The organism is Streptomyces sp. NPDC042371, from assembly GCF_056437465.1.
Map to the genome: position 1 here is coordinate 339,460 of NZ_JBWKAP010000006.1, position 12,688 is coordinate 352,147.

The following is a 12,688-nucleotide window of genomic DNA, read 5'->3' on the forward strand; positions in this document are numbered from 1 at the left end:
GCAGCGGTCAGGCCTTGTCCTGCATGCTGCTGCGCGCCGGGTTGGCCTGCTTCGCGGCCTTCGGGTCCTTCTCGCCCGCCTTGGCGCGCACGCCCTGCTCGATGCGCTCGCCGATCGACTTGTCGATGTTGGACCAGTACGCGAAGGCCCTGACGAGCACGGGTTCCGTCACGCCGTTGAGCAGGTGCCCGACGACGTTGTCCACGAGACGGTCGCGCTGGGCGTCGTTCAGGACCTCGCGCACCATGGTGCCCGCCTGGCCCCAGTCGTCGTCCTCCGCGTGGTCGACGTAGGCGGCACGGGTGATGTCGCCGTCGGCGTACCAGCTGGGCGGGGAGCCGTAGCGGTCCGTGTCGGCGGCGGGGCCGCCCTTGGAGTTCGGTGCGTAGACCGGGTCCTCCGTCTTGCGGAAGGCCATGGCCCCGTCCTTGGAGTACGTGCGCAGGGGCGCGACGGGGGCGTTGACCGGCAGCTGCTGGTAGTTGCCGCCGATCCGGTGGCGGTGCGCGTCGGCGTAGGAGAACAGCCTGCCCAGCAGCATCCGGTCGGGGCTCGGTCCGATGCCCGGGACCAGGTTGTTGGGCTGGAACGCGGCCTGCTCGATCTCGGCGTGGTTGTCCGTGGGGTTGCGGTCCAGGGTCATCTTGCCGACCTCGATCAGCGGGTAGTCGCCGTGCGGCCACACCTTGGTCAGGTCGAAGGGGTTGAAGCGGTAGGTCGCCGCGTCGTCGTACGGCATGACCTGCACGTGCAGGGTCCAGCTGGGGTACTCGCCGTCCCGGATGTGCTCGAAGAGGTCACGGGTGTGGTAATCCGTGTCCGCCGCGGCCATCTGGTCGCCCTCGTCCTGGGTGAAGCACTCGACGCCCTGGTCGGTCTTGAAGTGGTACTTCACCCAGAACCGCTCGCCCTGCGCGTTGATCCACATGTAGGTGTGCGAGGTGTAGCCGTTCATGTGGCGCCAGCTGCGCGGGATGCCGCGGTCACCCATCAGCCAGGTGACCTGGTGGGCGGACTCGGGCGAGAGGGTCCAGAAGTCCCACTGCATGTCGTGGTCGCGCAGGTTGTTGTCCGCGCGGCGCTTCTGCGACCGGATGAAGTGCTGGAACTTCATCGGGTCCTTCACGAAGAAGACCGGGGTGTTGTTCCCGACCATGTCGTAGTTGCCCTCGCTGGTGTAGAACTTCACCGCGAAGCCGCGCGGGTCGCGCCAGGTGTCCGGGCTCCCGCGCTCACCGGCCACGGTCGAGAACCGGGCGACCAGATCGGTGCGGGTGCCGGGCTGGAAGAGGGCCGCCTTCGTGTAGGCGCTGACGTCCGCGGTGACCTCGAAGTGGCCGAAGGCGCCGCTGCCCTTGGCGTGCGGCTGCCGCTCGGGGATCCGCTCCCGGTTGAACTGCGCCATCTGCTCGATCAGATAGGAGTCCTGGAGGAGGATCGGGCCACCGGCGCCAACGGTGAGCGAGTGTTCGTCGCTCTCGACCGGAACGCCGGCGTCGGTGGTGGTCGCCTTGCCTGTGACGTCGTTCATGAGCTGCGTGTGCCCTTCAGTAGGTGGCGTTCCGGTTTGAGGCATTAAGGCCATCTTGCTGGTTTTTGTCGAATGCGGCTATTTGTTCGTCGCCGTGCACGGTCCGGGTGCCCGACTTGGCGCGGGCGATACGTGGCGACCCTCCTGTTTCCGGGCGCACGTGATCCGGACCCGGCCGTCAGGGGGCGAAACTGTCCGGATCCGCCGCCCGCCAGTCGGGTGCCCAGCTCTCGGGCGGCGCGGCGAGCAGCTCGCCGGGGGAGAGCCACTCGTACAGCTCGGCATAGGAACGGAACCTGCCGCGGTCCTCGCGGCGCCGCAGGAGCTGCGGGCCCAGGTCCGCGGCGTCGCGCACGCCCATCGCGGCCATGATCTGCAGCGCGCTTTCGACCGTGGCCTTCTGGTACCGCGTGACGCGTGCGGCCTTGTCCACGACGTCGAGGGCGCGGGCCCGGTGCGGGTCCTGGGTGGTGACGCCGGTCGGGCAGCGGTTGGTGTGGCAGCGCTGGGCCTGGATGCAGCCGACGGCGAACATCATCGCGCGGGCCGCGTTGGTGTAGTCGGCGCCCATGGCGAGGCGCTTGACGATGTCGGAGCCCGTCGCCACCTTGCCGCTGGCACCGATGCGGATGCGGTCCCGCAGCCCCGTGCCCGTCAGGGCGCTGTGCACGGTGATGAGGCCGTCGGTGAGCGGCATGCCGAGGTGGTCGGCGAACTCCAGTGGCGCCGCGCCCGTGCCGCCCTCCGCGCCGTCGACGACGATGAAGTCCGGGGTGACCCCCTCCGCCGCCATGGCCTTGCACACGGCGAGGAACTGGACCCGGGACCCGGGGCACAGCTTGAAGCCGACCGGCTTGCCGTGCGTCAGCTCCCGCAGCCGGGCGAGGAACCTGACGAGCTCGCGGGGCGTGGAGAAGACACGGTGGTACGGCGGTGAGACGACGGTCTCACCCTGCGGTACGCCGCGTACCGAGGCGATCTCCGCGTTGACCTTGCTGCCGGGCAGGACACCGCCTATCCCCGGCTTCGCGCCCTGCGACAGCTTGAGCGACACACAGCGCACGGCCGGATGGGCCGCCTGCTCGGCGAACTGCCGGGGGTCGAAGTCGCCGTCCCGGGTGCGGCAGCCGAAGTACCCGGTCCCGATCTCCCAGACGAGGTCGCCGCCGGGCCGCAGATGGTGGTCGGACAGGCCGCCCTCCCCGGTGTCGTGCGCGAATCCGCCCCGCGCCGCCCCGGTGTTCAGCGCCAGGACCGCGTTGGCGGAGAGGGAACCGAAACTCATCGCCGAGACGTTGAGCAGGGCCATGTCGTACGGCTGTGCGCAGTCGGGGCCGCCGATGCGGACGCGCGGCGGGTCCTCCGGTACCGGAGCCGGGGCCATGGACGGCACCAGGAACTCGTAGCCGCGCTGGTCCATGTCGAGCTCGCTGCCGAACGGCTCCTCGGCGGCGACACCCTTCGCCCGTTCGTAGACGATGCTGCGGGTGTCGCGGTCGAAGGGCCTGCCGTCGTAGTTGCGCTCCACGAAGTACTGCTGAAGCTCAGGCCGCAGCGCCTCCATGAGGAAGCGCAGATGGCCCAGGACGGGATAGTTCCGCAGCACGGAGTGCCGTCGCTGGACGAGGTCGTACACCCCGGTCAGCCCCACGGCCGCGAGAGGTGCCGCGGCCGACCACCACCAGGGCGAGACCAGCAGGGCGAGCACCGCACCGCCTGCCGCACAGGCCAGCAGCGCGCCCACCGTCGCGTAACGCGTCATCGGCGATTCGCCCCTCCGATCATGGTGCGCTCCCTTGGTCGGCTCGCGGCCGGACGGTGTGGGCCCCTCCCACGGTGCCCACACCGTCCGCCGGTCCGCCACACGGGCGGCGACGGCGTGACCGCCAGAACCGCGTACCCAAGATCCCCGGCGTGAGACGCGAGGGACGGAAGGGAAAATGCTCCAGTGCGCTCCCCGGACGGTCTTGAGAACCCCGGCACCCCACGGTGGAGTGGTGGGACGTTGAGCTGAGAGGGAGGGGCCCGGCCATGCCGGAGAATCAGCACAGCCCGTCGCACGCCGCCCGCTGGGAGCGGGCCGTCGTCGTCGGAGGGGGGTACGCCGGGCTCGTGACCGCGCGGGTCCTGGCCGATCACTTCGCCGAGGTCCTGGTCCTTGAGCGCGACCCGGTGCTGCCGGACACCGGCGTGCACCCCCACGTCCCGCAGGGCTACCACGCGCACGCGCTGCTCGCCCGGGGCGGCGAGGTGCTCGAAGGCCTCTTCCCCGGGCTGCGGTCGGAGCTCGCGGACCAGGGCGCGCCCGTCTTCGACTACGGAGAGCGGATCAGCTTCCTGCTGCCGACGGGATTCGCGCCGACCGACCCGGTCGGTGTCCGCATCCAGACCTTCACGCGTGACGAGCTCGAACGGCGCCTTCGGCGGCGGGTGTCGGCGATCCCCGCGGTGCGACTGCTTCCCGCGGCCCGGTGCGAGACGGTGACCGCGAGCGCACCCGGCCGCCTGGACCGGGTCCGGTACCGCACAGAGGACGACGGAACCACCGAAGGTGAAGGAACCACCGGGGACGACGCCACCGAGGTCACCGCCGACCTGGTCGTCGATGCCTCGGGCCGCTCCACCTCCGTCGACCGCTGGCTCACCGAGGCGCACCTGCCCGCCTCCGCCAAGACCGTCATCAAGGCGAAGATCACCTACACCTCCGCGTGCTACGTACGCCCGCCGCAGGACCGGCAGGAGTTCGACGTCGCCTACCAGATGGCCTTCGCCCCCGACGTGCCGCGCGGCGGAGTGGTCCTCGCCGTGGAGCGCGACCGCTGGATGTGCTCGCTGTTCGGCATCGACGAGCACGTGCCGCCCACCGACGACGAGGGCTATCTCGACTTCGCCCAGAGCCTGGGCAACCCCCGCCTCGCCGAACAGATCAAGCGCGGCACCCGCGAAGGCGAGATCCGCCGCTACACCAACAACGGCAACGAATGGCGCCTGCACCACAAGAACGCCCGCTGGCCCGAGCGCCTGGTCGCGGTCGGCGACGCGCTCTGCGTGTTCAACCCGGTCTATGGGCAGGGCCTCACGGTCGCCGCGCTCGAAGCGGAGCTGCTCGGCCGCCTGTTGAGCGGAATTGACGGCCGCGGCGGGCCCGCCGGTCTGGATGGACTGAGCCGCGCCTACCAGCGCGCCGCCGCCCGGGTCATCCAGGTCCCGTGGACCATGGCCACCAGCTCGGACCTCATGTGGGCACCCACCAAGCACCCGCTGCCCGCGCGCTTCGCCCACTGGTACAACCAGCAGGTCTTCGCGCTCGCCGTGCGCGACCCGAGCGTATGGGCGCGGTTCGTGCGCGTGCTGAACATGACGGCCCCGCCCGCGCTGCTCTTCCGTCCGGCCGTGCTCGCCAAGGTGGTACGGCACGCGCTCACGCGCCGCAGGAGCTGACACCGCTCAGGACCGCGACCGGCAGTGTCCGGCCGCGCCCGGGACCGTCACAGGAGTGGGCGGCAGCCGTGCGGCTGTTGTGGCGGGCCGGACCGCGGCACACGGTCGCACTCACCGCGACCGTGGTCTGCGGGGCGCTCACCGGCCCGTTCGTCGTGATCGCCACCGGGCGGCTCGTGGGCGACCTGCCCGGAGCCGTCGAGGCGGGCCCCGGTTCGGCAGAGGCCCGCCTCGTCCTGGTCGCACTCACCGTGTTCGGCGCGCTGGTCCTCGTACGCAGGGGGCTGCGCGCCCTGGAGGGCGGGCTGGGACACCGTGCTCTCCCGGCAGTTCGCGGGCGGCGCCGACCTGTCCGCCGGTCAGTGGCAGCGGGTCGCCCTCGCCCGCGCGCTCCTCGCCGCGCGGTCGGGGGCCGTACTCGTCCTCGACGAGCCCACCGCGCACCTCGACGCGCAGGCGGAGGCGGCCTTCTTCGACCGATTCCTGACGGTGAGCGGGGGCGCCACCACGCTCCTGGTCTCGCACCGCTTCTCCACCGAGCGCGGCGCCGACCTGATCGTGGTCCTTGACCAGGGCCGGGTCGCGGAGACGGGCAGCCACGACGAACTGCTGGCACGGCGCGGTCTCTACGCGCAGATGTACGCGCTGCAGGCACGCGCCTACCGGTGAGCTCGTCCTGCCCGGACGACATGCCCCGGATCTTCAGCGGCGGGCCGGACGGGCGCAGCGCACGTTCCCCGAGGTGATCGCGTCCCGGGGCAGGGCGAGGCCGAAGGCCCGTTCCAGGCCTTCGAAGAACAGCGAGATGTTGTCCGCCCAGTTGCCTGCCTTCTCCGCGATGCGGAGGTGCAGGTTGAGGAAGGACAGTGGCGCTTCCGGGGCGAACGGTGCCTCCCCCGGCGTGTACCAGATGAGCTCGTACATGTCCCGCCGGTCTTCGGCGCCGTCCTCGAGCGGGAAGGGGTTCTGGTACACCCCGTCCTCGAAGTAGCTGAAGGAGTAGATGGCCTTGGCCATGGTCGCGATGAGCGTGATCTGCTGCTCGGGAGGCGGGTCGAGGGAGCGCGAGAAGGCATGGTCGAAGTCGTGGTAGCCCAGCCACGTCCAGCCGTTCTCCTCCCCGAAGACCAGCACGCGGGTGAGGTCGTCGGTGCCCTCCCGCGCGTCCCGCTCCTCGACCTGGTGGAGCAGCAGCCCGTCGGCGATGTCCTGCGCGTCGGCCCCGTAGGCGAGGGCGACGTCCTCGGCGCTCGGTCCCTTGACGAATACAAGTTCCGTGAAGGGCTCTTGGTTCCGCCAACTGCCCGCGAGCCACGCCACGCCGTCGCCCACCGGGCCCTGGCGGGCGAGGAACTCCTCGAACGCGGCCGCCTGCTTCGGAGGCATGTAACTCTGGCGGGCCGTGCTCGCCCTGTCCTCCAGCCAGTCGAGCTCGGCGACGGACCTCAGTTCGGCCACGACCACCCGGTCCCGCACGAAGGTCATCCGCCCTCCGTCAGCGTGCACGTACCGGATGTACGGGCCCTGCTCGTCCGGGCCGAACGGGTGCCCCTGCCCCGATCCGGATCTGGGCCGGTGCCGCGCGCCGTCTCCGGCCCGTTGGGCGAAGTGTTCCAGCTCGGCGAGTTCCGCCGCAGGGAGGAGCACACTCGTCGGCTCGCCGCCGTCGACGACACCCACCCGCTCGCCGCTCTCCTCGACACGACCGACGAGACCCGCGAAGTCCGCAATGGCGGCGCTCAGTTCAACGTTTTCCATGCGAGGGGACATTACTGTCGGCGATGCGGCGGCCGGGCCGGTGGGTAGGACGAGCTCACGGGAACGACGGCAACACGGAAGGGGCGCCGCCCCGGGTCGGCGCTCCTTCGTTGTTCGTGCTGCTGCTGCTGCTGCGTACGGACGCCTACGCGACCGAGTCCAGCGGCGTCAGCCACGCCGGGTCACGCGGCTCCATCTTGTTGGCGAAGGCCACGAACTGGGCGGACGCGGCCAGGTCGGCCATCGCGGACAGGATGCGGAGCGGCGCGCCGTCCGCCGCGAAGCCGTCGAGCTCCGCCGCGAAGCCGGTCAGTTCCGTCACGAAGTGGCCGAAGGCCGCCTCGTCGCCGCCCGCTTCGTAGCGCAGCGCGATGGTCTCGACGGCGACGTCGTCCAGCTGGACCATGTCCGCCTCCCGGGGGGGGGCGTCGAGCGTCTCGCGCACCGGGGCGGTGGTTGTCCGATGTCGGTTGTCCGATGTGTTTTCCGATGTCGGTCGTGCCGCACCAAACCGGCCGACGGCATTCCACGAATGCCGTAGTGACAGCCGGTGCGGTGCCCGCTCGCCGGAAAGCGGGAGCCGAGCGGTAGAGGGATGCTCGCAACGCGTCCCTGGGGCAGGGCGGCCCGGATATCGGGCACCACCGGACAGATCCGGATGCGCGGAGTGTCGGGGGCGGCAGGGGCAATGGGGGCGACGGGGGCGGCGGGACACGTGCCGGACGGGGGATCACGGGAGGCGCCCGCGGGCGTGGGCCCGATCGAATGCGTGGACACGGCCGACGCGCTGGCCGCGCTGCTGCGGCAGTTGCGCAGACGCGCCGCGCGCAGGGACGGGGGCGCACAGCTCACCTACCGTCAGCTCTCGGCGCGCACGGGCTGGGCGCACGGGGTGATCGGCGACTACTTCGCGGGCAAGACGCTGCCGCCGACGGACCGCTTCGACACGCTCGTCCAACTCCTCGGCGCCACCGGCCGTGAGCTGCGGTTGCTCGCGACGGCCCGCGACCGGGTGGAGGAGGCACGCCGTTCGCGTACGGCGCCGGGCGGCGGCCGCCCGGGACCGCCCGGCACCGACGACGCCGGACCGCGGCCTGCCGTGCCCCGGCAACTGCCTCCTGGAATTCATGAACTCCCGGGAAGGGAAGGGGAGTTGGAGGAACTCGATGTGCTGCGGCCCGGGGTGCGGGGCGGTGGTCCCGTCGTGGTCGCGCTCGACGGCCCCGGCGGTGTCGGCAAGTCGGCGCTCGCCGTGCACGCCGCCCACCGGCTGGCGGAGAGGTTTCCCGACGGCCAGCTCTACGCCGACTTGCGGGGCTCACATCGCGACGATCGTCCCGTCCCGCCCGCCGTCGTCCTCAGGCGCTTCCTCGGCGCGCTGGGTGCGCCGAGGCCGTACGCGGGCAGCACGGAGGACGCGGCCGCCGCCTACCGCACGCTGCTCACCGAGCGCCGGGTGCTGATCGTCCTCGACAACGCCCTGGACGCGGCCCAGGTGCGCCCCCTGCTGCCCGCGGCGCACGGCTGCGCGGTCCTCGTCACCAGCCTCGGCGTCCTCGCCACCCTGAACGGCGCCGCGCACCTGCACCTGGCGCCGCTGCCGCCTCCCGCGTCCATCGCGGTCCTCGGGCTCTGGGCGGGGCCGGGGCGGCTGACCGCCGAACACGGTGCCGCCGAGGTCATCGCGCGGCACTGCGGTCACCTCCCCCTGGCCCTGCGCATCGCGGGCGCCCGCCTCGCGGCACGGCCCCGCTGGCCGGTACGGGAACTCGCCGACCGGCTCGCGGACCCCGCACGCCGTCTGGCCGAACTGTCCTTCGCGGATCTGGACATGCACGCGGCCCTGGCGGCCGGTCACCGGGAGCTGCAGGCCCGCGGCCCCACCGGCCGGGCGGCGGCCCTCGCTCTGCCCCTGCTGGCGGCGGAGCAGGGCGAGCTGACGGTGGCGGAGGCGGCAGTGACGACCGGCGGGGCGCTGTCGGCGACGGAGGCGCTCCTGGAGCAGCTGGTCGACGTACAGCTCCTGGAGTCCCGGGCCCCGGGACGCTACCGCTTCCACCCGCTCACCCGGCTGTTCGCGCTACGGGGCCCGGCGCGGTGAGCACTCACTGTCCGCCGGGCACCGCTCGCCGGTCACCGCACGCCGTTCGGCCGGAACTGGATGCTGATGCGTCCCCCGGTGGCCCGGGCGGACTTGGGGATCGCGTGCTCCCAGGTGCGCTGGCAGGTGCCGCCCATGACGATCAGGTCGCCGTGTCCGAGCGGCTGCCGGACGGTCGCGCCGCCACGGAGCGGGCGGAGCAGCAGGTCGCGGGGGGGTGCCCACGGAGAGGATGGCGACCATCGTGTTCTCGCGGGCGCCCCGGCCGATCCGGTCGCCGTGCCAGGCCACGCTGTCGCGTCCGTCGCGGTAGTGGCACAGCCCTGCCGTCGTGAACGGCTCGCCGAGCTCGGCGGCGTAGTGCTCGGAGAGGGCCTGCCGGGCCTCGTCGAGGACGGCGTGGGGGAGTGGTTCACCGGCGCCGTAGAAGGCGAGCAGGCGTGGCACGTCCACGACCCGTTCGTACATCTGGCGACGCTCGGCCTGCCACGGGACGTCCGTGGCCAGCCGTTCGAACAGGGCGTCAGCGCCGCCGACCCAGCCCGGCAGCAGGTCGATCCACGCGCCGTCGCCGAGGACCGTCCTGCGGACTCCGTCCAGAGCGCCCAGACGCACGTCGTCGCTCTGGTCGAAGAGCGATCCCTGGAGCTGGTGCGTTGCCATGGGGTCAGTGTAACCGTGAATCGAACAAGTGAGCTAATAGGAAAAAGGGGCCGGTCCGAAAACAGCGCGGGGGCGTGCACCCGGCCCGGTGCACGCCCCCGCGGGGACCGTCGGGTCGGGGCTACCGCTACCGCTTCCCCGTGAACAGCCGGTACGCGAACAGCACGATCACGGAGCCCACGATGGCGGCGATCCAGGTCGAGAGGTGGAAGAACCCGTTGATCGAGTGCACACCGAAGATCACCTTGCCCAGCCAGCCGCCGAGCAGCCCGCCCACGATGCCGATGACCATGGTCACCAGGCAGCCTCCCGGGTCCTTGCCGGGGGTGAGGGCCTTGGCGATGGCCCCCGCGATGAGACCGATCAGGATCCAGGCGATGATGCCCACGAGAACGTTCCTCTCTTTGTGCTCGGGTCGGCGCTGGATCTCCAGGCCGACACAGAGCGAATGTCCGCTCGATGACGACTCACACAGGACCAAGGTCACGTTTGCCGGGACCAATGGCACGCCGGACTCCGGCGGGCGGGTGATGCGCGGGGCGCTTATGGTGGCCGAGCGGCATACCGGAGACAGCCATGACGTCAGCGAAGAAGAGACCCGTCGATGTACAACAGTGCCTGCTCCGCACCGGCGTGGGCGGCTTCGACTGGGACCTGAAGACCGGCGAGCTCGGGCTCGACGCAGGGTCCCTCGCGGTCCTCGACCTGCGCCCCGACGAATTCAACGGCCTGGTGACCTCGCTGCAGGGGCGCATTCCCCCTGAGGAGGTCGTACGCATCAACTACGCCGTGACCGAGGCCGTCGCCTCCGGCGACGACATGTACGGCGTCTACTTCCGGGCCAGGCGCCGGGACGGCTCGATCCACCTCGGCCATGCGCGCGGACACATCGTGCGCGACGACGCAGGCCGGGCCGTGCGCGTGCTCGGGGTCCTGCGGACGGCCGCGGACGACGCGGCGGAACTCGCCGCCATCGATCCCAGGGAGGAGCGCCGCCAGGGCATCGCCCTGATGGTGCAGGGCACCACCGAGGCCCTCTCGCGGGCCGTCACGGTCGACGACGTGGTCGCTGTCCTGTCCGGCGCGAGCGGCCTCGACCGGTTCGCCGCCGACGGCCTCGTCCTGGGGCTCGTCGAGGGGGAGAACCTGAAGCTGATCGCCCTGGTGGGCCAGACGATGCAGGCCCTCGACGAACTCAAGCTGCACAAGGCCGATCAGTCGCTGCCGCTGGCCGAGGCCGTCATGACCCGGCAGCCCCGCTTCGTCGGCTCGCTGCCCGATCTCGCGAGCCGTTTCACCCGCCTGGGCCCCTACATCAGGCAGATGCGACTGGACTCGGCGGCGTTCCTGCCGCTCGTCGCCCAGGACCGCGCCATCGGCGGACTCGCGCTCTTCTTCCGCGGCCGCAAGGACTTCACCGACGCCGACCGCAACCTCTGCGTCGGGCTCTCCGGCATCGTCGCCCAGTCGCTGCAGCGCGCCATGCTCTTCGACGAGGAGCGGGACCTCGCCAAGAGCCTGCAGGCCACGATGTTGCCGCGCGGGGTGCCGGACGTCGCGGACTCCGAGGTCGCCGTGCGCTACCACGCGGCCTGGGGCGGCCGTGACGTCGGCGGAGACTTCTACGACGTCATCTCGCTGCCCCGCGACCGCATCGGCCTGGTCGTCGGCGACGTACAGGGACACGACACCCACGCCGCGGCCATCATGGGCCAGTTGCGCATCGCCCTGCGGGCCTTCGCCGGTGAGGGCCACCCGCCGGGGACGGTCCTCTCCCGCGCCTCGCGCTTCCTGGCCGAGCTCGACACCGAACGGTTCGCCACCTGCACCTACGCCCAGTTCGACCCCGCCACCGGCATCGTGCGCGCCGTCCGCGCCGGACATCTGCCGCCCCTGGTGCGCCATGTCGACGGCCGGGTGGGCGTGCCACGGGTCCCCGGCGGGCTGCCCCTCGGCCTGGCCACCGAATTCGGCATGGAGGACTACCCCGAGGTGCGCCTCGACCTGGTGCCCGGCGAGACCATGGTGCTCTGCACCGACGGACTCGTGGAGGACGCCGCCCTCGACCTCGACACCGGCATGCGCAACCTCGCCCAGGTGATGAGCCAGGGCCCCGAGTCGGCCGAGGACCTCGCGGACCATCTCTCCCGCGCACTGTGGGAGAGATGGGGTACGAGCGACGACGTGGCGCTCCTTGTCCTGCGCAGGCTGCCCGACCCGGGGACGCTCCAGGAACCGCGAATCCACCGGTACGTCCATCAGGCCGACCCCGAAGGGCTCGCCGACGCACGGGCCGCCCTGCGCGAACACCTCGCTTCGTGGGGGTTCGGCACGGTCGTCGACGACGTGGAGGTGGCCGCCGGAGAACTCCTCGTCAACGCCCTGGTCCACACCGACGGAGGCGCCATCCTCACCCTCGAAGTGCTCTCAGGACCGCCGCGCCGCGTCCGGCTGTGGGTGAAGGACCGCTCCAGCGCCCGCCCCCGCAGGCGGTCCCCCGCGGAGACCGCCACCTCCGGCCGCGGGCTGCTCCTGGTGGAGGCGGTCGCGGCCAACTGGGGGGTCGAGCCGCGGGGCGAGGGCAAGGCCGTGTGGTGCGACTTCGCCGTGCCCGACGACGACTGACCGGCAGGCGGAAGGCACCGTGTCCTCGAACGCCGTGCCCACCCGGGGCGACGTCCAGCAGGCCCCCTGACACGCATCGGAGCGGCCTGCGCCGCGCCGGGCCCGACCGTGGTTACCGTTCCGCCATGGCCGACTACCGCATCGAGACCGTACGCAATGGCGAACGCGACTGGACAGCCCGCAACGACCGCGGCGCCGAGGTCCGCATCGCCGCCGCCGACAACCCCGACGCCCAGCCCTCCTTCACCCCCGTGGAGCTCCTCCTCGCCGCCCTCGGCGGCTGCGGCGGGCTCGTCGTGGACCGCACGGCACGCACCGTCGACCACGACGCGCTGCGCGTCGTGGTGGATTCGGTGTCCCGGCCCGAGGACGACGGCCGCGTCGGCGTCGTCCGGGTCTCCTACGAACTCGACCTGCCCGAGGGCGACACCCGCGCCGCCGAGGCTCTGGAACGGGCCATCCGGCTGACCCACGAGAAGTACTGCACGGTCAGCCGCACCGTCGAACACGGCGCGCGCGTCGAGGCACTCGGACCCGACGGCACCACCCTCTTCGCCGGGGGATGACCG

Annotated in this window: 11 protein-coding genes and 1 pseudogene; 5 read left to right on the forward strand and 7 right to left on the reverse strand. The window is 71.8% G+C overall.

Annotated elements, in window-relative coordinates:
* Window positions 1–7: 7 nt before the first annotated feature.
* Window positions 8–1,531 carry a catalase gene (locus tag AC068B_RS20595; protein WP_478673066.1) on the reverse strand — a complete coding sequence of 508 codons (1,524 nt, stop codon included), beginning with the start codon at window positions 1,529–1,531 and terminating at the stop codon, window positions 8–10.
* A gap of 178 nt (window positions 1,532–1,709) precedes the next feature.
* Entirely contained in the window at window positions 1,710–3,293 is a 1,584-nt protein-coding gene (locus AC068B_RS20600; protein WP_478673067.1) for an FMN-binding glutamate synthase family protein, read from the reverse strand.
* Window positions 3,294–3,562: 269 nt separating this feature from the next.
* Between AC068B_RS20600 and AC068B_RS20605 the strand changes: the two genes are divergently transcribed.
* Complete coding sequence (locus tag AC068B_RS20605) at window positions 3,563–4,972, forward strand: FAD-dependent oxidoreductase (protein WP_478673068.1); 1,410 nt, start codon at window positions 3,563–3,565, stop codon at window positions 4,970–4,972.
* Between the two features lie 47 nt (window positions 4,973–5,019).
* On the opposite strand, the gene AC068B_RS20610 is transcribed toward AC068B_RS20605, so the two are convergent.
* Window positions 5,020–5,286: a hypothetical protein gene (locus AC068B_RS20610; RefSeq protein ID WP_478673069.1), complete on the reverse strand. Its 267-nt coding sequence runs from the start codon at window positions 5,284–5,286 to the stop codon at window positions 5,020–5,022.
* A 1-nt stretch (window position 5,287) separates the two neighbouring features.
* Between AC068B_RS20610 and AC068B_RS20615 the strand changes: the two genes are divergently transcribed.
* Window positions 5,288–5,641, forward strand: coding sequence for an ATP-binding cassette domain-containing protein (locus tag AC068B_RS20615; protein ID WP_478673070.1), 354 nt, complete (start codon window positions 5,288–5,290; stop codon window positions 5,639–5,641).
* A gap of 33 nt (window positions 5,642–5,674) precedes the next feature.
* On the opposite strand, the gene AC068B_RS20620 is transcribed toward AC068B_RS20615, so the two are convergent.
* Together AC068B_RS20620 and AC068B_RS20625 are read right to left on the reverse strand one after the other, a co-directional pair.
* Window positions 5,675–6,730 (reverse strand): prevent-host-death family protein, encoded by a 1,056-nt coding sequence (locus tag AC068B_RS20620; RefSeq protein WP_478673071.1) that lies wholly within the window; start codon window positions 6,728–6,730, stop codon window positions 5,675–5,677.
* 145 nt (window positions 6,731–6,875) lie between these two features.
* Window positions 6,876–7,136, reverse strand: a complete 261-nt coding sequence (locus AC068B_RS20625) for a hypothetical protein (RefSeq protein ID WP_478673073.1) — start codon at window positions 7,134–7,136, stop codon at window positions 6,876–6,878.
* Window positions 7,137–7,481: 345 nt separating this feature from the next.
* Here AC068B_RS20625 and AC068B_RS20630 point away from each other — a divergent pair, with 345 nt between their 5' ends.
* The gene (locus AC068B_RS20630) at window positions 7,482–8,831 is read left to right on the forward strand and encodes a helix-turn-helix domain-containing protein (RefSeq protein WP_478673075.1); all 1,350 of its coding nucleotides are present in this window, start codon (window positions 7,482–7,484) and stop codon (window positions 8,829–8,831) included.
* Window positions 8,832–8,863: 32 nt separating this feature from the next.
* On the opposite strand, the pseudogene AC068B_RS20635 reads toward AC068B_RS20630, so the two are convergent.
* Both AC068B_RS20635 and AC068B_RS20640 read right to left on the reverse strand, forming a co-directional pair.
* Window positions 8,864–9,494 (reverse strand): annotated as a pseudogene (locus AC068B_RS20635) (alpha-ketoglutarate-dependent dioxygenase AlkB).
* A 127-nt stretch (window positions 9,495–9,621) separates the two neighbouring features.
* Window positions 9,622–9,882, reverse strand: coding sequence for a GlsB/YeaQ/YmgE family stress response membrane protein (locus AC068B_RS20640; protein ID WP_466140259.1), 261 nt, complete (start codon window positions 9,880–9,882; stop codon window positions 9,622–9,624).
* A gap of 188 nt (window positions 9,883–10,070) precedes the next feature.
* Between AC068B_RS20640 and AC068B_RS20645 the strand changes: the two genes are divergently transcribed.
* Complete coding sequence (locus AC068B_RS20645) at window positions 10,071–12,119, forward strand: SpoIIE family protein phosphatase (RefSeq protein WP_478673076.1); 2,049 nt, start codon at window positions 10,071–10,073, stop codon at window positions 12,117–12,119.
* A gap of 125 nt (window positions 12,120–12,244) precedes the next feature.
* Window positions 12,245–12,685: an OsmC family protein gene (locus AC068B_RS20650; protein ID WP_362720184.1), complete on the forward strand. Its 441-nt coding sequence runs from the start codon at window positions 12,245–12,247 to the stop codon at window positions 12,683–12,685.
* The last annotated feature ends 3 nt before the right edge of the window (window positions 12,686–12,688 follow it).

What these genes read in the sequence shown, in the direction of transcription:
- AC068B_RS20620 (WP_478673071.1), bottom strand. Translation starts at nt 6,730, where the DNA reads ATGGAAAACGTTGAACTGAGCGCCGCCATTGCGGACTTCGCGGGTCTC.
- AC068B_RS20605 (WP_478673068.1), top strand. Translation starts at nt 3,563, where the DNA reads ATGCCGGAGAATCAGCACAGCCCGTCGCACGCCGCCCGCTGGGAGCGG.
- AC068B_RS20625 (WP_478673073.1), bottom strand. Translation starts at nt 7,136, where the DNA reads ATGGTCCAGCTGGACGACGTCGCCGTCGAGACCATCGCGCTGCGCTAC.
- AC068B_RS20650 (WP_362720184.1), top strand. Translation starts at nt 12,245, where the DNA reads ATGGCCGACTACCGCATCGAGACCGTACGCAATGGCGAACGCGACTGG.
- AC068B_RS20645 (WP_478673076.1), top strand. Translation starts at nt 10,071, where the DNA reads ATGACGTCAGCGAAGAAGAGACCCGTCGATGTACAACAGTGCCTGCTC.
- AC068B_RS20595 (WP_478673066.1), bottom strand. Translation starts at nt 1,531, where the DNA reads ATGAACGACGTCACAGGCAAGGCGACCACCACCGACGCCGGCGTTCCG.
- AC068B_RS20600 (WP_478673067.1), bottom strand. Translation starts at nt 3,293, where the DNA reads ATGACGCGTTACGCGACGGTGGGCGCGCTGCTGGCCTGTGCGGCAGGC.